Source organism: Rhizobium sp. BR 314 (genome assembly GCF_047445805.1).
Classification (GTDB): Bacteria; Pseudomonadota; Alphaproteobacteria; order Rhizobiales; family Rhizobiaceae; genus Rhizobium; species Rhizobium lusitanum_B.
On record NZ_JARWLA010000004.1, the window covers coordinates 74,859 to 96,813 of the forward strand.

Annotated in this window: 19 protein-coding genes and 1 tRNA gene; 17 read left to right on the forward strand and 3 right to left on the reverse strand. The window is 58.6% G+C overall.

Annotated elements, in window-relative coordinates; translation table 11 throughout:
* Positions 1–81: 81 nt before the first annotated feature.
* From QD461_RS07440 to QD461_RS07480, 9 genes are all read left to right on the forward strand, one after another.
* The gene (locus QD461_RS07440; protein ID WP_414087148.1) at positions 82–1,269 is read left to right on the forward strand and encodes a glycine C-acetyltransferase; all 1,188 of its coding nucleotides are present in this window, start codon (positions 82–84) and stop codon (positions 1,267–1,269) included.
* A 21-nt stretch (positions 1,270–1,290) separates the two neighbouring features.
* Positions 1,291–2,328, forward strand: coding sequence for an L-threonine 3-dehydrogenase (gene tdh, locus QD461_RS07445; protein WP_414087149.1), 1,038 nt, complete (start codon positions 1,291–1,293; stop codon positions 2,326–2,328).
* Positions 2,329–2,776: 448 nt separating this feature from the next.
* Complete coding sequence (gene rpoD / locus QD461_RS07450; protein WP_184703199.1) at positions 2,777–4,834, forward strand: RNA polymerase sigma factor RpoD; 2,058 nt, start codon at positions 2,777–2,779, stop codon at positions 4,832–4,834.
* 96 nt (positions 4,835–4,930) lie between these two features.
* Positions 4,931–5,731, forward strand: a complete 801-nt coding sequence (locus QD461_RS07455; RefSeq protein WP_414087150.1) for an APH(3')-II family aminoglycoside O-phosphotransferase — start codon at positions 4,931–4,933, stop codon at positions 5,729–5,731.
* 270 nt (positions 5,732–6,001) lie between these two features.
* Positions 6,002–7,393 carry a DUF930 domain-containing protein gene (locus QD461_RS07460; RefSeq protein ID WP_414087151.1) on the forward strand — a complete coding sequence of 464 codons (1,392 nt, stop codon included), beginning with the start codon at positions 6,002–6,004 and terminating at the stop codon, positions 7,391–7,393.
* Between the two features lie 128 nt (positions 7,394–7,521).
* Positions 7,522–8,502, forward strand: a complete 981-nt coding sequence (locus tag QD461_RS07465; RefSeq protein WP_414087152.1) for a DMT family transporter — start codon at positions 7,522–7,524, stop codon at positions 8,500–8,502.
* Between the two features lie 107 nt (positions 8,503–8,609).
* On the forward strand, positions 8,610–9,416 hold the full coding sequence (locus QD461_RS07470) for a helix-turn-helix domain-containing protein (RefSeq protein WP_414087153.1): 807 nt from the start codon (positions 8,610–8,612) through the stop codon (positions 9,414–9,416).
* A gap of 81 nt (positions 9,417–9,497) precedes the next feature.
* Positions 9,498–10,283, forward strand: a complete 786-nt coding sequence (locus QD461_RS07475; RefSeq protein ID WP_414087154.1) for a B3/4 domain-containing protein — start codon at positions 9,498–9,500, stop codon at positions 10,281–10,283.
* Positions 10,284–10,539: 256 nt separating this feature from the next.
* On the forward strand, positions 10,540–11,463 hold the full coding sequence (locus QD461_RS07480; RefSeq protein ID WP_414087155.1) for a LysR substrate-binding domain-containing protein: 924 nt from the start codon (positions 10,540–10,542) through the stop codon (positions 11,461–11,463).
* 12 nt (positions 11,464–11,475) lie between these two features.
* On the opposite strand, the gene QD461_RS07485 is transcribed toward QD461_RS07480, so the two are convergent.
* Complete coding sequence (locus tag QD461_RS07485; protein WP_414087156.1) at positions 11,476–11,883, reverse strand: GNAT family N-acetyltransferase; 408 nt, start codon at positions 11,881–11,883, stop codon at positions 11,476–11,478.
* A gap of 136 nt (positions 11,884–12,019) precedes the next feature.
* Between QD461_RS07485 and QD461_RS07490 the strand changes: the two genes are divergently transcribed.
* The 4 genes from QD461_RS07490 (at position 12,020) to QD461_RS07505 (ending at position 13,959) form a co-directional block, all read left to right on the forward strand.
* A complete protein-coding gene (locus QD461_RS07490) occupies positions 12,020–12,373 on the forward strand; it encodes a DUF1428 domain-containing protein (RefSeq protein WP_414087157.1) in 354 nt (117 codons plus the stop codon).
* 74 nt (positions 12,374–12,447) lie between these two features.
* Positions 12,448–12,873, forward strand: a complete 426-nt coding sequence (locus QD461_RS07495) for a secondary thiamine-phosphate synthase enzyme YjbQ (protein WP_414087158.1) — start codon at positions 12,448–12,450, stop codon at positions 12,871–12,873.
* Positions 12,874–13,044: 171 nt separating this feature from the next.
* On the forward strand, positions 13,045–13,350 hold the full coding sequence (locus QD461_RS07500; protein ID WP_414087159.1) for a hypothetical protein: 306 nt from the start codon (positions 13,045–13,047) through the stop codon (positions 13,348–13,350).
* Between the two features lie 252 nt (positions 13,351–13,602).
* Positions 13,603–13,959, forward strand: coding sequence for a hypothetical protein (locus QD461_RS07505; protein ID WP_414087160.1), 357 nt, complete (start codon positions 13,603–13,605; stop codon positions 13,957–13,959).
* A 282-nt stretch (positions 13,960–14,241) separates the two neighbouring features.
* Here QD461_RS07505 and QD461_RS07510 read toward each other — a convergent pair whose 3' ends face one another.
* Entirely contained in the window at positions 14,242–14,985 is a 744-nt protein-coding gene (locus tag QD461_RS07510; RefSeq protein ID WP_414087161.1) for an SIMPL domain-containing protein, read from the reverse strand.
* Positions 14,986–15,147: 162 nt separating this feature from the next.
* Here QD461_RS07510 and QD461_RS07515 point away from each other — a divergent pair.
* Positions 15,148–15,223 (forward strand) — tRNA-Ile (locus tag QD461_RS07515).
* A gap of 75 nt (positions 15,224–15,298) precedes the next feature.
* Here QD461_RS07515 and QD461_RS07520 read toward each other — a convergent pair.
* Positions 15,299–17,224: a hypothetical protein gene (locus tag QD461_RS07520; RefSeq protein WP_414087162.1), complete on the reverse strand. Its 1,926-nt coding sequence runs from the start codon at positions 17,222–17,224 to the stop codon at positions 15,299–15,301.
* Between the two features lie 866 nt (positions 17,225–18,090).
* On the opposite strand from QD461_RS07520, the gene QD461_RS07525 reads away from it, so the two are divergent.
* The 3 genes from QD461_RS07525 (at position 18,091) to QD461_RS07535 (ending at position 21,636) form a co-directional block, all read left to right on the forward strand.
* The gene (locus tag QD461_RS07525; RefSeq protein ID WP_414087163.1) at positions 18,091–18,318 is read left to right on the forward strand and encodes a hypothetical protein; all 228 of its coding nucleotides are present in this window, start codon (positions 18,091–18,093) and stop codon (positions 18,316–18,318) included.
* A gap of 91 nt (positions 18,319–18,409) precedes the next feature.
* Entirely contained in the window at positions 18,410–20,170 is a 1,761-nt protein-coding gene (locus QD461_RS07530; RefSeq protein WP_414087164.1) for an ABC transporter permease, read from the forward strand.
* A 134-nt stretch (positions 20,171–20,304) separates the two neighbouring features.
* Positions 20,305–21,636 (forward strand): AAA-associated domain-containing protein, encoded by a 1,332-nt coding sequence (locus QD461_RS07535; protein WP_414087165.1) that lies wholly within the window; start codon positions 20,305–20,307, stop codon positions 21,634–21,636.
* Positions 21,637–21,955 lie beyond the last annotated feature (319 nt).

The following is a 21,955-nucleotide window of genomic DNA, read 5'->3' on the forward strand; positions in this document are numbered from 1 at the left end:
CCGCTGATGAATGCGGCAGGTGTGCTAATCCTGTGTTATCTCTCGGCCTGTTTCCGCCATGATCAGTAACGGAATGCGACAATGACCTCAGAATTTCTATCACACCTGCGCAGCGAGCTTGCCGGCTTGAAAGAAGCCGGTCTTTACAAGTCCGAGCGCGTCATCACCTCCAAGCAAGCTGGCGAAATCGCGGTTGTCGGCGGAGCGCGTGTCCTCAATTTCTGCGCCAACAACTATCTCGGCCTGGCCGACAATGAAGAACTTGCGGAGGCGGGGAAAAAGGCGCTCGATCGCTATGGTTACGGCATGGCCTCCGTTCGCTTTATCTGCGGCACGCAGGAAGAGCACAAGCAGCTCGAGGGCCGCATTTCATCCTTCCTCGGCATGGAAGATACAATCCTCTATTCCTCCTGCTTCGATGCGAATGGCGGCTTGTTCGAGACGCTGCTTTCCGAGGAAGACGCCATCATCTCGGATGCGCTCAACCACGCATCGATCATCGACGGTGTGCGTCTCTCCAAGGCCAAGCGCTTCCGCTATGCCAACAACGACATGGCGGCCCTGGAAGAAGAGCTGAAGAAGGCTGAGGGCAGCCGTTTCAAGCTGATCGCCACCGACGGTGTGTTCTCCATGGACGGCATCATCGCCAATCTTGACGGCGTTTGCGATCTGGCGGAGCAATACGGTGCCATGGTCATGGTCGATGACAGTCATGCCGTCGGCTTCGTCGGCAAGAATGGTCGCGGCTCGGCGGAGCATTGCGGCGTCGAAGGCCGGATCGATATCATTACTGGTACGCTGGGCAAGGCGCTCGGCGGTGCTTCGGGCGGCTATACTTCTGCCAAGGGCGAGGTCGTCGATTGGCTGCGGCAGCGTTCGCGCCCTTATCTATTCTCCAATACGCTGGCGCCGGTTATTGCCGCTGCATCGCTGAAGGTCTTCGATCTGATCGAGAACGGCGCGGAGCTGCGGGCGCGGCTCAAGGGCAATGCCGAGCTTTTCCGTAGCGAGATGACTAAACTCGGCTTCACGCTCGCCGGTGCCGATCACCCGATCATTCCCGTGATGCTCGGCGACGCCAAGCTTGCGCAGGAGATGGCTGCATTGATGCTGAAGAAGGGCGTCTACGTTATCGGCTTCTCTTTCCCTGTCGTGCCCAAGGGGCAGGCCCGTATCCGCACGCAGATGTCGGCCGCCCATTCGCAGGCCGATGTAGAAAAGGCGATCGCTGCCTTCGCGGAAGCCGGAAAAGAACTTGGAATTATTTGAGTTGGTTGGAGAGAACCGATCATGTCGAACATGATGAAAGCGTTGGTCAAAGCCAAGCCTGAGATCGGGTTGTGGATGGAGCATGTTCCGGTGCCCGAGGTCGGGCCGAACGATGTCCTGATCCGGGTCAGGAAGTCGGCGATCTGCGGGACCGACGTCCACATTTGGAACTGGGATCAATGGGCACAAAAGACCATTCCGGTGCCGATGGTCGTCGGCCATGAATTCTGTGGTGAGATCGCCGAAATCGGCTCGGCTGTTACAAAGTATCACGTCGGCGAGCGCGTCTCCGGCGAAGGGCATATCGTCTGCGGCAAGTGTCGCAACTGCCGTGCGGGCAGGGGTCATCTCTGCCGCAACACGCTCGGCGTCGGCGTCAACCGCCCAGGTTCCTTCGGGGAATTCGTCTGCATTCCTGAATCGAACGTCGTCCCGATCCCGGACGATATTCCGGATGAGATCGCCGCGATCTTCGACCCGTTCGGCAATGCGGTGCACACGGCACTTTCCTTCGATCTGGTCGGCGAGGATGTGCTTGTGACCGGGGCAGGTCCGATCGGCATCATGGGGGCCATGGTCGCCAAGCGCTCCGGCGCCCGCAAGGTCGTGATAACGGACATCAACCCGACCCGGTTGGCGCTTGCCCGCAAGGTCGGTATCGATCACGTCGTCGATGCCTCCAAGGAAAACCTTGCGGATGTGATGAAATCCGTCGGCATGACTGAAGGCTTCGACGTCGGTCTGGAAATGTCGGGTGCGGCACCGGCCTTTCGCGACATGATCGACAAGATGAACAATGGCGGCAAGATCGCCATTCTCGGCATCGCGCCGGCCGGTTTCGAGATCGACTGGAACAAGGTCATCTTCAAGATGCTGAACCTGAAGGGCATCTATGGTCGTGAGATGTTCGAGACTTGGTACAAGATGATCGCCTTCGTTCAAGGTGGTCTCGACCTTTCGCCGCTCATTACGCACCGCATCGGCATCGATGATTTCCGTGATGGCTTCGAGGCCATGCGTTCCGGCAATTCCGGCAAGGTCGTCATGGACTGGAACTGATCCCGACTGTCGCTTTACGGCATCGGTCGTGCAGGCCGACGCCGTGAACGCGCAGGTTTCTTTAGAATCCTCTTGTCATCGCGCAGGGACTTCCTAAATACGGAAAATAATTGAATATGACGCGCAGAGCCTGTGGATAAGGCTTTTTCGCGCATTTAATGGGCTTTTTTACTGGAAAAGCTTGACGAGAACCAAAATTCTGGGAATCACCGTTTGACTTCGGAAAGAACGGTAAGACTGGATCGAGCGGATCACCTGATACCATGGCCGGAAACCTAGACGCAATCCAGCTTTGTACTTCGGAGCAGGTGATCGTGGTTAATCGGACATTAAAGATCATTCCGTAGGTGTTGGTCGGTGAGTCGAGGCTGGCGCAGGGCGTGCCGGCGCGATTGAAATGTTCTACCGCATGTGAGTTTGCAGCGTCAGGGAAAGCGACGATATAGAGATGGCAACAAAGGTCAAAGAGAACGAAGAAGCTGAAGTCGAGCGCGACGGCACCTCCGACGGCCCACTTCTCGATCTTTCCGATGACGCGGTCAAGAAGATGATCAAGGCCGCGAAGAAGCGCGGCTATGTGACGATGGACGAGCTCAACGCCGTTCTTCCGTCCGAAGAGGTGACGTCCGAGCAGATCGAAGACACGATGGCCATGCTTTCGGACATGGGCATCAACGTCATCGAAGACGAAGACGTCGAAGAGGCCGGTGCTGCCTCGAACGACGACGACGATGCCGGCGGCGACGACGATAGCGAAGGCGGCGAGCTTGCCCCTTCGACTGGTTCCGCGCTTGCCACCACCAAGAAGAAAGAGCCGACCGACCGTACGGACGACCCGGTGCGCATGTATCTGCGCGAAATGGGTTCCGTCGAGCTTCTGTCGCGCGAAGGCGAAATCGCGATTGCCAAGCGCATCGAGGCCGGCCGCGAAACGATGATCGGCGGCCTCTGTGAGAGCCCGTTGACGTTCCAGGCGCTGATTATCTGGCGCGACGAACTCAACGAAGGCACCACGCTGCTGCGCGAGATCATCGATCTCGAAACCACCTATTCCGGCCCCGAAGCCAAGGCTGCCCCGCAGTTCCAGAGCCCCGAGAAGATCGAGGCTGACCGCAAGGCTGCCGAGGAAAAGGAAAAGGCCCGTCGCGGCCGCGGTTCGTCCGACGACGACATCACCAATGTCGGCGGCGAGGGCCTGCCGATCGAGGAAGAGGAAGAGGACGAAGACGAGTCCAGCCTCTCGCTCGCTGCGATGGAAGCCGAACTGCGCCCGCAGGTCATGACGACGCTCGACACGATCGCCGAGACCTACAAGAAGCTGCGCAAGCTGCAGGACCAGCAGGTCGAACAGCGTCTGTCGGCTTCCGGCACGCTGTCTTCAGCACAGGAGCGCCGCTACAAGGAACTCAAGGATGAGCTGGTCAAATCGGTCAAGTCTCTGTCGCTGAACCAGAACCGCATCGACGCTCTGGTCGAGCAGCTCTATGACATCAACAAGCGTCTTGTTCAGAACGAAGGCCGCCTGCTGCGTCTTGCCGAATCCTATGGCGTGAAGCGCGACAGCTTCCTGGAGCAGTATCAGGGCGCCGAACTAGATCCGAACTGGATGAAGTCGATCGGCAATCTGGCCGCCCGTGGCTGGAAGGAATTCGCCAAGAGCGAAAACACCACGATCCGCGACATTCGCCAGGAAATCCAGAACCTTGCGACCGAAACCGGTATCTCGATCTCGGAATTCCGCCGCATCGTTCACATGGTTCAGAAGGGTGAGCGCGAAGCGCGTATCGCCAAGAAGGAAATGGTCGAAGCCAACCTGCGCCTCGTCATCTCCATCGCCAAGAAGTACACGAACCGTGGTCTGCAGTTCCTCGACCTCATTCAGGAAGGCAATATCGGCCTGATGAAGGCGGTCGATAAGTTCGAATATCGCCGTGGCTACAAATTCTCGACCTACGCGACGTGGTGGATTCGTCAGGCGATCACTCGCTCGATCGCCGACCAGGCACGTACGATCCGCATTCCGGTGCACATGATCGAAACGATCAACAAGATCGTTCGCACCTCGCGCCAGATGCTGCACGAAATCGGCCGCGAGCCGACGCCGGAAGAACTGGCTGAGAAGCTCGCCATGCCGCTGGAAAAGGTGCGCAAGGTTCTGAAAATCGCCAAGGAGCCTATCTCGCTGGAAACCCCTGTGGGCGACGAGGAAGATTCGCATCTCGGCGATTTCATCGAGGATAAGAACGCGCTTCTGCCGATCGACGCTGCCATTCAGGCGAACCTGCGCGAGACGACGACCCGCGTTCTGGCATCGCTGACACCGCGCGAAGAGCGCGTGCTGCGCATGCGCTTCGGTATCGGTATGAACACCGATCATACGCTCGAAGAAGTGGGTCAGCAGTTCTCGGTTACCCGCGAACGTATCCGCCAGATCGAGGCCAAGGCACTGCGCAAGCTCAAGCATCCGAGCCGCAGCCGCAAGCTCCGGAGCTTCCTCGACAGCTGACGCTTGCCATAACCGGCACTGTCACGACATCGAACCCGGTTTGCGCAAGCGAACCGGGTTTTTCATTGAAATCTGATCGGGATAGAGTTGTTGGCTATGGCAAACAGATCGCCGGCTTTCGAATTGTCTTTGCCGCCACGGCTGCAGGATTTGCTGGTTGGGTACGAATGGCGCCAGGATGCGCTCGGCTGCTCGTCGGCCGATGTCTTCCGGCTGGAAGCGGAGGGCCGCGAGCCGGTCTACCTCAAGACTGAGCGCATCGATCCGTTGGGGGAATTGTCGGGCGAGGTTGCAAGGCTGCGCTGGCTTGCCTCGCAGGGCCTTGCCTGCCCGCAGGTCATTGCGCATGAGAGGGACAATGAGCGGGAATGGTTGTTGATGAGCGCCCTTCCGGGCGCGGACCTTGTCAGCGAGGAGGGGATATCGCCGACCGAGCGCGTGCACCTTCTGGCGAATGCCTTGCGGCGTTTGCATGCTGTCGACATCGCGACATGCCCCTTCGATCATCGCCTGGACAACAAAATTGTTGAGGCAAAGGCACATCTGCTTGCCGGCCGCGTCGATGAGGAAGATTTCGACGACGAAAGGCTCGGGAGATCCGCGCGGGACCTTTTCTGCGAACTTGAGGAGCGTCGGCCGGCAACGGAGGATTTCGTCGTCACTCATGGTGACGCCTGCCTCCCGAACTTCATGGTCGATGGCGATACGTTCAGCGGCTATATCGATTGCGGCCGCCTTGGTATTGCCGACCGCCATCAGGATATCGCGCTTGCTTGCATCAGCATCGAACGAAACTTCGGTAAGGAGCTGATATCACAGTTTCTGAAGGTCTATGGCGATTTTGAGCCGCAGGCGGAAAAGATGGCGTACTATCAGTTGCTGGACGAGTTCTTCTAAACGGTGGATGCCTCTGCTTTCACGCCGTGCGATCACGCAGGTTTGTTTTTGCGCCGTTGCGGATCGTCCGGAGGCCTGACAAGTTCGATTTCGACGTCAGCCCCTTTCCGGGCGTGCTGTCGGATACCATATGTCAGCGACTTGAACATCTGCTGATCTGTTTGCCGGTAAGGATCGAATGAATCGATGCGCTATGCCCTCTTGATAGCTTTCTCCTCGAGAGCCATACGCTGAACGATGGAAAAGCTTGCGAAAAAACGGGATAGGGAGATGAGGCCGGGCTTTGCCCTGTCGATCCTCCTGCACGTCCTGTTTGTCGCCATTTTCTTGCTGCCGCTGCTGCCGGCGCCTCCGCAGGCAAAACCCGAGCAAAGCGTCAATGTCGAACTCGTGCCGCAGCAGGAAGATAAGCAGGAGCTCGCGACGAAGGCGAACGAGAAGCCGGACCAGCCTCCGAAGCCCATGCCCAAGCCTGACGAGACGCAGGCGCAGGAGACGGCAGACGCCAAGGAGAAGCCGCAGCAGCCTCAAGGAAAGAAATCCGACGAGCAGCCGCCAAAGCAATCCGATCCCAAGGGCAAGGAACATGCGGAGAAGCCCGCGACCAAATCGGCTGAGCCCAAAGCCGACAAGCCTGACGAACAGGCGGAAAAGCCTGAGCCCAAAGCGGATGACGCCAGTGCCGCCAAACCCGTCGAAAAGGCCGAGCAGAAACCTTCCGCCACAGAGACGCCTCTTCCGGATATGAAGGGCGATCAGAAGGACGCGACGACCACGCAGCAGGCCGAAGCCTCGCAACAACCGAGCGATACGCCTCCGCACGACGCCGCAACCGAACAGCAGACTGAAGCTCAAGCTGCTGCCGCTGCTCAGGCACAGGCGGCGCAGCAGGCACAACAGCAGGCTGATGCCAGGGATCGGCAAGCGGATGCGGCCCAGCCGCCGGCAAGCGATTCCGCAGCGAAAGCCACCTCCACCGCACCAGACGTTCTGGCCACCAACGAGCCTTCGGATTCGCAAGTGCAACAGCCGCAGGCTCCGACTGCCGATCAGAATGATCCTCAGGCGCAACAGACGGCACAGGCGCCGTCAACGGACCCGCAACAGCAATCTCCTGCGGAGCAAGCAAAGGATGAGGCCAAGGTCGCGCCGCAGATCGTCGTTCCCGCGGTAAAGCCTTCGCCGCCGCAAAGTTCTCGGAGCCAATCTGCTTCGAATAGCCAAGGGGGTTCGACCGGTGGCACGGCATTGGTCACTGAACCACAGGTTCCCAAGTCGATTGCACCGAAGAGGGCCGTTCAGGCCAAAAAGCTCTATTCGGGTGCTGAAATGGCGCGGTTGTCGAAGAGCGAATACGATGCCTGGAAGAAGATGCCCCGACGTCAGCGGGTGGCATATCTCTGTAATTCGGAGGAGAAGCTTCAATACCGTGCCGATTTGCGGGCTGTCGCCTATGTAAACTCCGCGCTCTCGCCGGCAATGGTTTCTGACGCCAGTCTCTTTGGGGACGGTGTCGCTGTGCAGACCCCAAATGGCTGGCAGAGAGTGGCTTTCACTTGCGAAGTGGATAGCGATGCGCTGAAGGTGACCGCCTTTTCCTATGCGGTCAGAGGACATGTCTCCCCGAGCCAGCTGGACAAATTGGGCTTCGTTGGAAACTGACGCCGAATGGTCGTTGGGCTGAAATAATAGTTTATTTCCAGCCCAATCGAAATTCGGATCATTTCATCATACAATTGCCTGTATCTCACTGATTCAGTGTCCTCCCGTCGCACTTTTCTACGATCCCTATGTCCTCGATTACAGCCGATTCCAATTCCGCGGCCGCCGGCCGCTCCACCTTGCGTGGCGTCCTTGTGGCATTTTCGGCCTATGCCGTATTTGCCTTCAGCGATGCCTCGATCAAGATCCTGCATGGTGTGGTTCCCTCCTATCAGGTCGCCTTCTTAGGTGCGCTGTTCGGCTTTGCGGCCGTGCCCTTCCTGAAAAGGCGGGAAGATGCCTGGCTCGATATGGTGAATACTTCGAACCGGCCGATGTGGCTGCTGCGCTTCATTTGCGGCGCGATTGGAGCGATCTGCTCGGTTATCGCTTTTACCAAGCTGCCGATGGCCGAAGCCTTCTCGCTACTGTTCTTGCTTCCGTCCTTCGTAACGATCCTCTCGGTGATCTTCCTCAAGGAGGATGTACGCTGGCAGCGCTGGACTGCGGTCATTCTCGGTTTCGTCGGCGTGTTGATCGTCTTGCGTCCAGGCTTTCGCGAACTCTCCGTCGGCCATTTCTGTGCCGCGGTGGGCGGTCTCGCGGCTGCAATTTCGATCGTTATCAACCGCGCTCTTGGCTCAAAGGAGAAGCGCATCTCCCTTTACGGCGCTGGTCTCTTCGGTACGCTGATCGTTAGTGGCTTCCTCATGATTTCGGAGGTTACAGCGCCGACTGCGACACAGTGGATCTTCCTGGCGAGTTACGGCCTGCTGGGTGCACTCGGCAACGTGTTGCTGATGAATGCGGCTCATATGGCTCCGGCCAATCTGGTCGCGCCGCCGCAATATAGCCAGATGCTCTGGGCGATCGTCTTCGGTTATCTTCTGTTTAACGACAGCATCGACATGCCCATGGCTTTCGGCATCCTCCTCATCATCTTCTCCGGTCTGCTGACGCTGGCGCGGGAGCGCAAACGCGGCACGCCGCTGCCGACGGCCGTTGCCGGCAATGCCCAGGCAGCCTTCGCCACGGCGCAGGAGGATGAGCCGGAAGCAGCGAAGCGATAATGCGACCTGGGCTGCGCGGGATCGAGATTGCCAGCCGCAACATCGCCGCGCTAAGCTTTGCGAGCATCCCCGATTAGGGATGTTAGCTCGTTGAGGAAACGACACGGATGAAGCCCGGCCAATTCAGGATATTCAGAACTCCGCTTGCCGGCGTCGAGGCCGTGAAGGCGGAAACGGGGCATAGCTTTCCCAAGCATACGCATGATCAGTTCGGCATAGGCCTGATCGACGCCGGTGCCCAGGCTTCTCTTAGTGGACGAGGCATGGTGCGGGCGGAGGCTGGCGATATTATCAGCGTCAATCCGAACGAAGTGCATGATGGCATGCCAGTTGGCGACAGCAGGGCATGGTCGATGCTCTATTTCGACCCGCGAGTCATCGCCGATCTGTTGCAGAATATCGGCGAAGGCAGGATGAGTGAGGTGGAGTTCCCGTCTCCGGTCATTCGCAACGCCGAACTGGTTTCGAAGTTCAGGACTCTGTTTCCGCTTCTGATTGACCAATCCGCGCCGCAGGATGGCCTGTTGCGGGATGGGTTGCTGTTGTCCCTCGTTGCTCGTGTCATGAGCGAGAGCAGGCCAAGTTTACGTGATGTCGCCGTTCCTGCCGCCATCGGCCGCGCCCGCGAGCTGATCGATGACGACCCCGCCGCACCTTTCACTCTTGCCGAACTCGCCAATGTCTGCGGGCTCAGCCAGTTCCAATTCCTGCGCGCGTTCAGCAAGGCGACGGGGCTTACGCCGCATGCCTATTTGCTGCAACGTCGTATCCAGGAGGCGCGGCGGCTGATTGCGCTTGGCATGCCGCTGGCGGAAGCGGCCTTCGCCTGTGGTTTTGCCGATCAAAGCCACATGACGCGACTCTTTGTGCGCAACTTCGGCGTCTCGCCCGGTGCCTATGCAGCAGCGTGCTGACGCATCTGCAATTTCATTCAAGACCGCGCGATGGTGACGGGGTTTTCTGCGGCGCCAGTCGAGACTGCAGAAGGAGAGATCATGTATTTCCGTCATTCGAACGAGATGTGGAGCGAGTTTCCGGAGTTGGTTCCCGGCGTACTCTTCGCTGAAGGGGTTACGGCCGATGCGATCGTTGCGGACCGGATTGCGGGCTACCATACCGTCGCTGCAGAGCGTCTGGCGCAAGGCACCGAGGGCGAAATGCCGGAAATCCAAGCCTGGCGGCGCGCCTTTTCCAAAATGGGGATGAAGCCGACGCAATATCGCTGTGCTTCGGAGGCTTTGCTGCGCCGTTTTCGTCAGGAGGGATCGCTGCCGCAGCTGCATCCGCTCGTCGATCTCTGCAACGCCATCTCCATTGCATTCGCCATTCCGGTGGCCGTTTTCGACCTTGAAAATGTCTCAGGCGATCTTGAGGTGCGTCACGCGCACGGCAGCGAGTCCTATCTGACCTTTTCTGGCGAGGCGGAGCACCCGGAACCGCGCGAGGTCATCTTCGCCGATACGGCTGGGCAAGCGCACGCTCGGCGCTGGACCAACCGGCAAAGCGGCCTTTCGGCGGTGCGTAAGGAGACGCGATCCGTGCTGATCGTGGCCGAAGCCCTGCACAGTTCGGCAAGCAGCGACGTGTCGCGTCTGATTGATGTGCTTGCGGCTGAGCTTGCTTCTGTCTGGCTGTTGCAGACTAGGCGAGGGGTTCTCAGTCCTTCAGCGCCGCGATTTGATCTCTCGGCTGATGGAAATGTTGAAGCAAGACAACATCGAGGCCGACGTGCAGCTGCGTCGCGTCCCGTTACCTCAGCCGATTTGCCTTGCGATCGCTGATGCCGACATCTCGCAGCAAATGCGGGCTGGCCGCCTGGAGTGTATCTCGCCGTCTACTCACTCGTGTCGATGCCTTTGGCACATGGCCGCACCAGCGGATTGATCGAGCCAGGTATCTGAAGAACAGACGTGCCCAGCTATTTCCATGATCTATTATCATCTATTCAGGGCCTTTTGATTTCTCGAAATAGACAGAGGCTCCTGAAATTCAGCCATGTATAATGAAGCTTCCAGCAATCAATCAATCAGGATGTTCATGGGAAAGCGGCCACTTCCACCTCTATCGGTGCTGCGCGCATTTTGCGCCATCGCCGAAACCGGTGGATTTGGTCGCGCGGCGGAGCGCATCGGTCAGACGCAGACTGCGGTCAGCCATCAGCTCGCACAGCTGGAGGGATGGATCGGAGGACGGCTGTTCGATCGCGGCCGGCATGGGGCAAGGCTGACGTCGTTGGGCGCACGCCTGCATCCGGCCATTGCGGAGACCATATCCAAACTCGAAGTGGCGCTTCACGAGGCGCGCGCCAGTGTCTCGGTCCAAACTGTCTCAGTCTCCGTTTCCCCGGAGTTTTCGAGCCAATGGTTGGCATCGCGATTGCCGGATTTCTGCCAGCGGCATCCGGAAGTCGAACTGAAAATGGCAGTCGGCTATCAACGACCGGTTTTTCAGCCCGGCGGTCTTGATCTGGCGATCTGGCTTGGCCGCGCCGAGACTGGGCTCGTTCAGGAGGAGTTGCTGATGGATGAAGAGTTTGTCGTCAGCTCGCCGGCGCTGTCGAAACAACTTCCTCCGCGTCACGCGATCATGGCGGCGCCGTTGCTGCGCTATGCCGGTATGAGGCATACGACTTTGGATTGGCAGCGCTGGTATGAACAGGTCACCGGCGCGAGCAGCGAGGCGGATCCGCCATTCGATATCGCACAGGCCGTGGCGAGCAGCCGCTTGTTCGAAACCTGTGCCGACATGCTTGAGGCGTGCCGTCAAGGGCAGGGCTTTGCGCTGGTTCGCAGTTCGCTGGTTGCCGACGATATTGCCGAGGGAAAGCTGGTCCGATGCTTTGTCGAGGTCCAGCCGGCGGCTGTGAGCTACAATCTACTCTATCTGCCAAACGCGCTGCTCAATCCTTCGGCTGCGCTATTCCGCAGCTGGCTGCTTTCGCAAGTCCGTTCATCGGCCTAAGACTTTCGAAAGCTAGCACAAGTCTGAATCGCGCAGTCTCACGAGGCCCGCGTCGGTGGGGACAAAACCCGTGCGGCGATAGAAATGGGTTAGGTGCGGTTCGAAGTCGACATGCAGCCACTCCGCGCCGCGTTCGCGAGCGAGGATCTTTGCTCTTTCGACGAGGCCGGTTGCGATGCCCTGCCTTCGAAATCCGGGATCCACGCAGGTATCGAGAATGAAGGCGTGAATGCCGCCATCCCAGGCAACGTTTACAAAACCGATGAGCTTGGAGCCGGAAAATGCGCCGACATGGGCGAGGCTTCGCGATAGGATCGAAGAGAAGTCGCGCTGCGGGGAAGTGGCATTCCAGGCGATCGCCCAGAGTGCGTTTAGGGCCTCGTTTCCGGGATTTGGATCGTCCCTGTATTCAATTTGCATGTGTACTCCAGCAGGCAGCTGCGTCGCTGCTTCGTTATATCCGTTGCCCTGCGCCGGAAAAGATCATGTCGTCTGTCGGATATCGCCCGGTCCGAACGTCCTTGGAAGGCGAATGTTTCGAATTGAGGAGGTAGAAATGTCCTATGTCGATGGTTTTATTGTTGCCGTTTCGAAGGATAAGCTGGAAGCTTACAAGGCATTGGCGCAAAAAGGGGGTAGAATCTGGAAAGAATATGGTGCTCTTAGCTATGTCGAGGCAGTCGGCGACGATGTTCCTTATGGGGAATTGACGTCTTTCCCGCGTGCGGTGCAAGCGACGGAAGATGAAGTGGTCGTCTTTTCCTGGATCACTTACGAATCCCGGCAGAGCCGCGACGAGATCATGGCAAAGGTAATGGCCGATCCACGCTTCGAGGAGGAGATGCAGAACATGCCTTTCGACGGTCGTCGGATGATCTATGGCGGGTTCAAAAGCATTGTGGAAATGTAGGCGGCCCATGGCACGGCCTTGACAATTCACTGCCGCGCCCGACCTGATGCGGATCGCTATCATTGGGAAAAGCCATGCCGCAAACGATCATCACCCTGTCCACTCGCGGGCAGGGGCTCTACGAATTTACGGAACAGGCTGTGCAATTCGTTCGGACCACGGCAGCGGGCGGCGAGGGGCTTTTGACAGTCTTTGTACGCCACACCTCCTGCTCGCTGCTCATTCAGGAAAATGCCGATCCCGATGTGAAGACCGATCTCAATGCCTTCTTTCGCCGTTTGGTGCCACCGTCCTCCGACCCCGCGATGCACTGGATCGTTCACACGACAGAAGGGCCGGACGATATGCCGGCGCATATCAAGGCGGCATTGACGCAGGTGTCGATCGGTATTCCGGTCATGAATGGTCGCCTCGCGCTCGGCACCTGGCAGGGCCTCTATCTCTTCGAGCATCGCGACCGGCCGCACCGGCGCGAAATCGTTCTGCATCTCTCTGCGTAATCGCCGCAATTTTGGCCACTAACCAATTGTTAACCCCCATGAATACAATCTGAATGGCCAATTCGCGTTCGGTTCAGCTTGGCTGACGTAGCGTGATCTCAATCCCAGAGGCCTTGAGCCGAATAACGGGATTGCAACAATCCGAAGCTAGGATTTGAAGGAGAAACACCCATGTCCAATCTTTTCGCCAAGGCAGGTATTGCAGCCCTCGTCGCGTTCGGCGCCATCTCTGCAACCGCCGTAACGGCATCGGCCAATGATTTTCATCCTGGCATCCAGCAGGCCCGCTACGATCACTATCGCGGCCGTTCGTGCTCGCCGGTTCTGGCGGTTCAGAAGGCGCGAGACATGGGGCTGCGCCGTGCTCGCATCGACAACATCACGCCGCGCCGCGTGGTCGTTGAAGGTTTCGGCCGCCGCGGACCGGATCGTGTCGTTTTCGCCAACGTTCGCGGTTGCCCGCTGATCCGCCGCTAATGGTAGCGACCGGATTGCCCGGTTTTCCACATCTATTCGTTAGATATGAAGCCGCCTTGGCAAGCGAGGCGGCTTCATTTTGTTACGGCGTGCTATTATCGGCCGTCTGGTGTGATCTTGGCGTTCATTGTACGTGAATATTAGATGAATGGCTGATTCTGAATCCGTTCAGTATCTCGCCTTTACCTCTCGGGTACTCGCTCAATGCATCTTGCTGGTATGAGAGAAGCCTTTTGCACTATGGAGAACAGAATGAAACAATTGCTGACAAAGTTGGGGGTCGCCGCCGCCATCGCAGTCACTGCGCTGTCCGGCACGGCGGATTTTGCTTCCGCCCAGAATTTAGACATCTATGTCGGCCCTGGCCGCCATCGTCCGCCGCCGCCGGACTATGACCGTCCGCCGCCGCCGCGCTACGACCGTCGTGGTTACGATCGTCGCGGCTGCGATCCGCGCGATGCGCTGGATGTTGCGCGCAGCTACGGTCTGCGCCGCGCCCGTGTCGTGGATGTGACGCCTCGCCGCGTGATCGTTGACGGCTTCGGTCGCCGTGGTCCGGATACGATGATGTTTGCAAATGTTCGCGGCTGCCCGCTGCTTGGCCGCTGATTGGGATTGCGGGCGCCCACGGCATCCGCTCTTCATTGCCTGACCTTTTCGCCCTATTGGCGGGGGCCGCGGAACCGCTCTTTGCTCGACCTCAATCGGTGTCTGAGCGAAGGGCGGTTTTGTTTTTTAGCAACTGGCTTTTCGAGCGATCCAAGAGCCGGCTAAGCCAATGGCTCTTACTCGATTTTGAACGGAAAGCGGCAGCGCAGCTTTCCTCGAATTGCTTGGAGCGCATTGCGAGCCCTCAGGCTCGCAATGCGCTCCAGCATCTCGATGCTATGCTTACTGCTGGATCGAGTAGGTGATGCTCACCGATGCGTTGTATTCGTTCTCACCGGTGGCGACCGGGACGGCCTTGTCCATTGGTGCTGACGCGGCCATAGCGCGCATGTAGGGCTGCGGCGGGGCCGCAATGCCACCCTCATGGATCGAGACGATGCGACCGAGCTTGACGCCGGCGGCCTCCGTAAGGGTCTTCGCCTTGGTGGCAGCGTCGGCGACAGCATTCTTACGCGCCTCGGCAAGAACCGCGTCCGGCTTGTCGTTGGTGAACTGGATATCGCCGCCCTGATTGACGCCGAGCTTGATCGCCTGGTCGAGCAATCCACCGAGCTTGGTGAGGTCCCGCACGCGAACGGTGAGGCCGTTCGTCACTTGATAGCCGTTCAATACCGGAGGCTGCGTGTGGCCATCCTTATCATTCGGGTAGGTATATTGCGGCTGGACGGAGAAACCCGAGGTCTGCAGATCGCGTTCCGCGATACCGTTTTCCTTCAGCGTCGCCAGAACTGCGCCCATGGCCTTATTGTTCTGGTCGAGTGCATCCTGGGCCGTCTTTGCCTGCTGAACGACTGCGAGCGTCACCACAGCCATATCCGGTGCAACCGTTGCATGCCCCTCGCCGGTGACCGTGATGACGGCTTCGCGCGGCTTGGCATCTTCGGCGAAGGCGGCAGCCGCGGGCATGAAGAATGTCGTGCTGACAAGAGCGGCAAGAGCAAAATCTCTGGTTTTCGTCAGTAGCATGGTTCGTTCCTTGGTTGATAATCCCTCGGGTTCGCTTTTGCGGATTGATTGTGAAGGTATTACGGCAGTCCCTTGTCGGAAAAGAGAAATTGAGTTAGAGCCAAGTCGGCTTCCGGGGAACCATTGCTTCGGAGTCGCGAGTGCGGGGATTTTTCTCGTGCCGGGCCTGTAGCTCAATGGTTAGAGCCGGCGGCTCATAACCGCTTGGTTGGGGGTTCGAGTCCCTCCGGGCCCACCATTCTCTTCTTGGTTGTCAGCGAGATCCAATCATGTGGCGCCGGCGTTTGCCGGATTGGCGCTCGCATAAATGGTCTCAGAAACCAGCCTTCTTCAAACCTTCGCGATAGAGATCCTTGTGCCACTGCTCCTTGAAGGGAATGACGGACAGCCATCGGTCGATATCGAAACCGGGGTTGGTCTCGTGGATCCTGCGTACCGTGGCGCGTGCCTCGTCCGCGTGGCCAAGCATCGCCAAGTTGGCAGCCGAAAGCCGATCCGCGAGACTGGGGTCAACCATCTGGTTGATGCAGTCGAGCGAGGTTTGGAATTGGCCGAGCGCGTAATGCGCCCCGGCCGCGATCCATATGTAGGAATCCGGATTAATGGGATTGAGCTCCATAGCCTGCTGAATCTTCTGCAATGCCAACACTGGCTGCGAGGAATGAACCAGCGTATCGGCGTGGTCGGCAATGAGGTCGGCATGGTGCGGACTGAGTGTTTCCGCTAACTCCAGCGCTTCGATGCTCTCCTCGATCGACCCCTGGAACAGCTTGGCGACGCCGAGCTCGCGATAGCCATCGGCGAGATCGCTGCGAAGCGCGATGGCCTGTGTCGCGTAAGCCCGCGCCGATTTCAGCAGTTCGGCATCTCCGCGGGCCGTCAGCAACCACTCCTTGGAATAGGTGCGGGCGACCGAGCTGAGCGCGGGGGCGAAATCGCTGCTCTCGCGCAAAGCAGTGTTCATCTGCGCGCGGGCGCGATGCATGTTCGGCACTGTCAAGCGATGGAGATATTGCTGGCCGACAAGGTATTGGTGATAGGCGGCTGGATTTTTCCCGAAATAAGCGCGCGCCAACTCATGATGCTCGACGTGCCCGGCAACCTTGAGAACGATGTGGCGCGAAATATCCCGCTTATTACGAGCCAGGTCCAGATTGCCGAAGGTGAAGTGGTTGGCCCACACGACCTCGCTCTCCGGCAGATTGATGAGCTGTGCAAATAGGGAGAGATCGTTGCCCGACCCGCTCAGGCGCGTATCGAGAACATAGTCGATGTCGTAGCACTGGAGGAGCGCATGCCGATTTTCGCTCTGCCGGCTCATGTGCATGGCGGAGTAGGGAGCGATGACTCTCAGGCTATGCAAGGTGCAAAAACCGAGGGTGATGTCCTCGATCAAAGAGGACGCCACCATTGCCGCCGCAGCATTGATGCTGTCATTGCCGGGAGGCAGCAGAGCAATGCGCGGTATGCGCAAGATGGAGTGCGTGGGTGAGGCATATTCTGCGGCAGCGTCGTTGGGCGGACTGTTCGCAGCGACCGGCGTGACCCTGTACGGCGACGCCGGCGCAGGCGTCGCCCGGCCGGGCATGCGAGTTTTGCGCTGCTCGAACAGGTATTTAAGCTGTTCAAGACCGCCTTCGGCTTCGAATGCTCTGAGCAAAACGGGATGGATGTCTTCGTTCCGCGGATCGGCTTCGAAAAGAACGAGTGCCGCCTCTTTGACCAGAGCAACATCCCTGGTTGCGGCAGGAAGATGCGTGGCCTCATCCAGCATTTCCTTCAAAAGCACCAGATATCTCTTCCTTTCGCTCTCACGCCAATCAACGAAAATCCGGCTCTGGCAATTTGCTTTTGCAAGGAACTTCGAGCGTATGTTCTGCGCGAGGATGGCAAGATTCTCGAGTAAGGGCCGTGTTGTCGCTGCAGAGATGGAAGCGATGTCAGTGGCCAGCGAGCGTGTGATCAGGTGAATATCAGTGTCGTCGAATCCTAGGAATTCGACACCCAGGTTCGCTTGCCTGCTCTTGATGCGGGATATCAATTTGCGCAGATTCGTCAGAGAGTTGGCAACGTCATCGTCGCCCCACAGAAATCGCGCGATGGTAGCTCTGCTGCTGTATTGGCTGCCGGTTGCCAATAGATAGGCAAGTATCAGGAGGGCTTTTTCCGGAAATGCCACGTCCTGTCCCTCACCATCGAGAAGAACGAGCTGTCCGAATGTTCTGAGTGAAAATTGCATCGCGCCTTCTATATTTATTTTCGTGTGTAATAGCCGACTTCTCTTGGAATTCCGGTGTTTTCTGAACAGATGGAGTCCGATACGGCAGGTAGAGGCTATCTTATATTTCTTCCGGTATGCACGCTTAAATTCAACCTACGGCTTATCATGCTTCATTTTGAAAGAAACTGTTGCATGACACATCAGAGGCGCTCAGAAAATTCGCAGGAATACTGGAGTGGAGGCCGCTTCGCTTCTCAAAGCGAAGCGCAGGGCTGGATCACCGGGGCCGCACGGGACTCTTTCAATCGTTGAATGCTGACTGATATCCGGATTGAAGGGACGGGTTTGGCCACGAGTTCGATCAGTTTCCGCCAGCAATGAAAGCGGATTTCCCAATCAACGACGGTATGGAGCGGGAAGGCCGAGGCTTTGCCCGCAAGCCCTGTGTCATTGCGAAGGCAAGGTGTCCGACGGGAGATATTCCCGCGTCCAGAGTGGCTGGAGATCAGAGAGCGGGAAGCTTGATAAGCTCTTTCCAAATCAGGATTTTTGTCGCAACCGACCGGGCGCGTTCGCCGCCGAGTTCCTGAACCTATACCTTGGTATAGTTGCACTGCACCATCGCTTGATTGACCCTTTTCAGGGGGTATGACAAGAGGGCCTTGCCTGCACGACACGACGCGCTGGCGAACGAAACAACAAATCAAGAAGCAAATGGACAGTTACCCTAACCGCTGTCCGGCCGCGGCCTTGGCCCGAATCCGGACAGTCATTGCAATAACCTGGAACGCTACCGGCAACCGCCGGGCAAGCGACGGTAGGGCTTAGTTCGTCCTTTCCGGCTTGCCCAAGGATCTGCCGAGACGCAGACCAAGGAGTGAGCCATGAACAACATCATTCTTTTCCGCGAACGCAGATTCGCCACCAAGTTTTCTGCCGCGCGCACTTTCAACGCCGCAGCGTTTGCGCCGGTCGTTCAGGTCGCATCCCTTCCGCGTCCACGCCTGATCGCCGTCTGGCACACCAATTCCCACACTGGGAAGCAGGAGTGCTTTTGGACGACCGAAGGAGCCGCCGGCTCCGATGAGGATCATAGTCGTCGGGCGGCCTAGCCCTTTTCTCCAAGCAAGCGCCCCGCCGCCTCACAAATGCGGCGCTCCGCGGGGCGCACATTGGTAACATCCTGATTTCAAGGGGTTATACATGGTTTTCCTCGCCAATGATCGACGCGAGCGTAGCGCCGTAGCCGCGTTGGCCGGTGCACGTATTTTGCCAAACGGCTATGATCTTGCAGCCTTCGCCTTCATCGCTGCAGCAGCCTACCTGACCCTTCATGGGGTCGGAGAGATGCGTGCGCCGCTATCCGGGCTTTCCACGGGGTCGATTTCGCTGGATCCGGCCTATTTGCCCGAATATGCGCTGCGTACGACATTGCGCATGATGGCGGCAATCGTCGCCTCGCTCATCTTCACCTTCGTGGTCGCAACGCTTGCTGCAAAGAGCCGCCGCGCTGAAAAGATCATCATTCCCGCTCTCGACATCCTGCAGTCCGTGCCGGTGCTCGGCTTCCTGACCTTCACCGTCACGTTCTTCATGGGCCTCTTTCCCGGAAGCCAGATGGGGGCCGAGTGCGCGTCGATCTTCGCCATCTTCACTAGCCAGGCATGGAACATGGCCTTCTCCTTTTATCAGTCACTGCGGACGGTGCCGCGCGATCTTGATGAAGTGAGCCGCGGCTTCGGCCTATCCGCCTGGCAGCGCTTCTGGCGCCTGGAAGCGCCCTTTGCTGCGCCCGGTCTCGTCTGGAACACGATGATGTCGATGTCCGGCGGCTGGTTTTTCGTTGTCGCTTCGGAGGCGATTACGGTGGGTGACACCACTGTACAGCTTCCGGGGCTTGGCTCCTGGTTGGCCGTTGCCATCGACAAGCAGAACTTCGTTGCCGTCGGCTGGGCCGTGTTTGCCATGGGTATCGTAATCCTGCTCTACGATCAGCTGCTCTTCCGGCCGATCGTCGCCTGGGCCGATAAGTTCCGCTTTGAGCAGACCGCCGGCCAGCAGAAGCCGCGCTCCTGGGTCTATTCGCTAATCCGCCGCACGCGTCTTCTGAAGTATGTGACTGCGCCATTTACCACCGTATGGAACGCGCTGTTTCTGCTGCGGCTGCGCCCCGCGTCGAAACTCGTCGCAAGCAGGCAGGGCGAGCGGCACGTTGTTAGCCGGGTCATAGATTATGCGTGGTTCGCCCTGATCGCCGCTATCGGCGCCTGGAGCATTTGGGACATCGTTTCCTACCTCAGCCAGACGCTGTCGTGGGGTGATGTCTGGATCGCCTTTGCCGGCGGGTTCGTCACTCTGATCCGCGTGGCTGTGCTGATCGCGGTCGCGAGCGTGATTTGGGTTCCGCTCGGTGTCTGGATCGGCTTACGTCCCGCTGTCGCGGAGCGGGTTCAACCCATCGCGCAGTTTCTCGCTGCATTTCCGGCGAATGTGCTATTTCCGGTGGCGGTGATCGCAATCGTCGCGACGGGGGCCAGCCCCAATATCTGGTTGTCGCCGCTGATGGTGCTGGGCACACAGTGGTACATCCTCTTCAACGTGATCGCCGGGGCGAGCGCTTTCCCCACCGATCTGCGCGAGGCATCTGCTGTCTACAGGCTGCGTTCGTGGACCTGGTGGCGCCGTGCGATCCTGCCGGGAATCTTCCCCTATTACGTCACGGGAGCACTGACGGCTTCCGGCGGCTCGTGGAATGCAAGCATCGTCGCCGAGCTGGCAAGCTGGGGCGACACGAAGCTCGAAGCTTTAGGGTTGGGCTCTTACATCGCGAAGGCGACGGCAGCCGGAGATTTTCCGCGGGTCATCCTCGGGATCGTCGTCATGTCGATCTTCGTCACGCTCTTCAACAGAACGCTCTGGCGGCCGCTCTACGTTTTCGCTGAGCGTCGCCTGCGTCTCGACTAAAGCCGGATGATTTTAGGTCCGGTCGACCTAAAATCTGAATCCGCTCTAAAATCAAGGAAGTAGAGCATGATGTCGTCCGAAAACCGCACACACTTTTCGGCATCATGCTCTAATCAAAGATCGGAGAAATGAACATGGAAAACGCTGTCGTCTCCAAGAAGGCTGAAATCGTAAAAGCCGCGCCGCTGGTGCTGGCCAAGCAGGTTTGCCAGACCTACGACAAGGGGAGTTCGGGTTCGCTCGTGGTCCTCGATAATGTCGACCTTCAGCTCTATCCCAATGAAATCGTCGGATTGCTCGGCCGTTCCGGTTCCGGCAAGTCCACGCTGCTGCGTGCGATTGCCGGTCTGATCCGCCCGAGCAAGGGTGAGATCACCTTTGCAGGCCGGCCAGTGGTTGGCCCCAATTCCGATGTTGCCGTGGTCTTCCAGAGCTTTGCTCTGTTTCCATGGTTGACGGTGCTGCAGAATGTCGAACTCGGTCTCGAGGCTCAGGGTGTCGCTTCGTCAGAGCGTCGTAAGCGCGCGCTCGCCGCGATTGACCTGATCGGCCTCGATGGCTTCGAAAGCGCCTATCCGAAGGAGCTGTCGGGCGGCATGCGCCAGCGTGTCGGCCTTGCCCGTGCACTCGTCGTCCGCCCGAAGGTCCTGCTGATGGACGAGCCCTTTTCCGCGCTCGACGTGCTGACCGCTGAAACACTGCGCACCGACCTTCTTGACCTGTGGTGCGAAGGCCGCATGCCGATCGAGTCGGTTCTGATGGTGACGCATAACATCGAGGAGGCCGTCCTAATGTGCGACCGCATTTTGATCTTCGGATCGAATCCCGGTCGAGTCATCGCCGAAATCAAGGTGGATCTGCCGCAGCCACGCAACCGCCTCGACCCGGCTTTCCGGATGCTGGTCGAGGACATCTATGCCCGGATGACGGTGAAGAGCGGTGCGCCATCGCGCGAAGGTCTGTTCCCCGGGACCGGTATCGCCATGGAGCTGCCGCGGGTGTCGACCAATCTGATGTCCGGTCTGATCGAGACTTTGGCCGCCGAGCCCTATCGTGGTCAGGCTGACCTGCCGCCGCTGGCGACACAGCTGCACCTTGGCATCGACGATCTCTTCCCAGTCGCCGAAACGCTGCAGCTTCTGCGCTTCGCTGATCTGGAAGGAGGCGATATCAAGTTGACCGCACCCGGCCTGCGCTTCTCCGACAGCGATGTCGACGAGCGCAAGAAGCTCTTCGAGCAGCATCTGGCGACCTACGTGCCGCTTGCTGCGCATATTCGTCGCGTGCTCGACGAGCGGCCGACCCACCGCGCGCCGGCGCGGCGGTTCCGCGACGAGCTGGAAGACTACATGTCCGAAGACTACGCCGACACAACCATCAAGGCCGTGACGAACTGGGCTCGCTACGCCGAATACTTCGCCTATGACGAGAATGCGGATCTGTTCACGCTGGAGAACCCGAGTTGATGCACGCTGTTGGATCGGATGCAGAAGGGTCGCCGCCGGCTGAGGTGGCAACCGACCCATTTGAACCTTGGAATTTGATAGGCAGCCAAGGCAGGGCTTAGCGCGTGGGCTTCCGGCAGATCGCCAGCATAGGCGATCTGCGCTCGCGCGGCCTGTCCGGCTGCGGGACGGATCGCTATGCCCAGAGACAACGAAGAACTTGGCCGTTTCCTGGAGGCTCGCAGCAGAAGCAACCGAAACAAGTCCGATGTACGAAAGCTCCGCCAAACCCGCGGAAAGCGTGCCGCCCAAACAAGAGCGGGACGCTTCAAGGATCGCG

Coding starts and splice junctions, on each gene's coding strand:
- QD461_RS07440 (WP_414087148.1), top strand. CDS start 82: ATGACCTCAGAATTTCTATCACACCTGCGCAGCGAGCTTGCCGGCTTG.
- tdh (WP_414087149.1), top strand. CDS start 1,291: ATGTCGAACATGATGAAAGCGTTGGTCAAAGCCAAGCCTGAGATCGGG.
- rpoD (WP_184703199.1), top strand. CDS start 2,777: ATGGCAACAAAGGTCAAAGAGAACGAAGAAGCTGAAGTCGAGCGCGAC.
- QD461_RS07455 (WP_414087150.1), top strand. CDS start 4,931: ATGGCAAACAGATCGCCGGCTTTCGAATTGTCTTTGCCGCCACGGCTG.
- QD461_RS07460 (WP_414087151.1), top strand. CDS start 6,002: ATGAGGCCGGGCTTTGCCCTGTCGATCCTCCTGCACGTCCTGTTTGTC.
- QD461_RS07465 (WP_414087152.1), top strand. CDS start 7,522: ATGTCCTCGATTACAGCCGATTCCAATTCCGCGGCCGCCGGCCGCTCC.
- QD461_RS07470 (WP_414087153.1), top strand. CDS start 8,610: ATGAAGCCCGGCCAATTCAGGATATTCAGAACTCCGCTTGCCGGCGTC.
- QD461_RS07475 (WP_414087154.1), top strand. CDS start 9,498: ATGTATTTCCGTCATTCGAACGAGATGTGGAGCGAGTTTCCGGAGTTG.
- QD461_RS07480 (WP_414087155.1), top strand. CDS start 10,540: ATGGGAAAGCGGCCACTTCCACCTCTATCGGTGCTGCGCGCATTTTGC.
- QD461_RS07485 (WP_414087156.1), bottom strand. CDS start 11,883: ATGCAAATTGAATACAGGGACGATCCAAATCCCGGAAACGAGGCCCTA.
- QD461_RS07490 (WP_414087157.1), top strand. CDS start 12,020: ATGTCCTATGTCGATGGTTTTATTGTTGCCGTTTCGAAGGATAAGCTG.
- QD461_RS07495 (WP_414087158.1), top strand. CDS start 12,448: ATGCCGCAAACGATCATCACCCTGTCCACTCGCGGGCAGGGGCTCTAC.
- QD461_RS07500 (WP_414087159.1), top strand. CDS start 13,045: ATGTCCAATCTTTTCGCCAAGGCAGGTATTGCAGCCCTCGTCGCGTTC.
- QD461_RS07505 (WP_414087160.1), top strand. CDS start 13,603: ATGAAACAATTGCTGACAAAGTTGGGGGTCGCCGCCGCCATCGCAGTC.
- QD461_RS07510 (WP_414087161.1), bottom strand. CDS start 14,985: ATGCTACTGACGAAAACCAGAGATTTTGCTCTTGCCGCTCTTGTCAGC.
- QD461_RS07520 (WP_414087162.1), bottom strand. CDS start 17,224: ATGCAATTTTCACTCAGAACATTCGGACAGCTCGTTCTTCTCGATGGT.
- QD461_RS07525 (WP_414087163.1), top strand. CDS start 18,091: ATGAACAACATCATTCTTTTCCGCGAACGCAGATTCGCCACCAAGTTT.
- QD461_RS07530 (WP_414087164.1), top strand. CDS start 18,410: ATGGTTTTCCTCGCCAATGATCGACGCGAGCGTAGCGCCGTAGCCGCG.
- QD461_RS07535 (WP_414087165.1), top strand. CDS start 20,305: ATGGAAAACGCTGTCGTCTCCAAGAAGGCTGAAATCGTAAAAGCCGCG.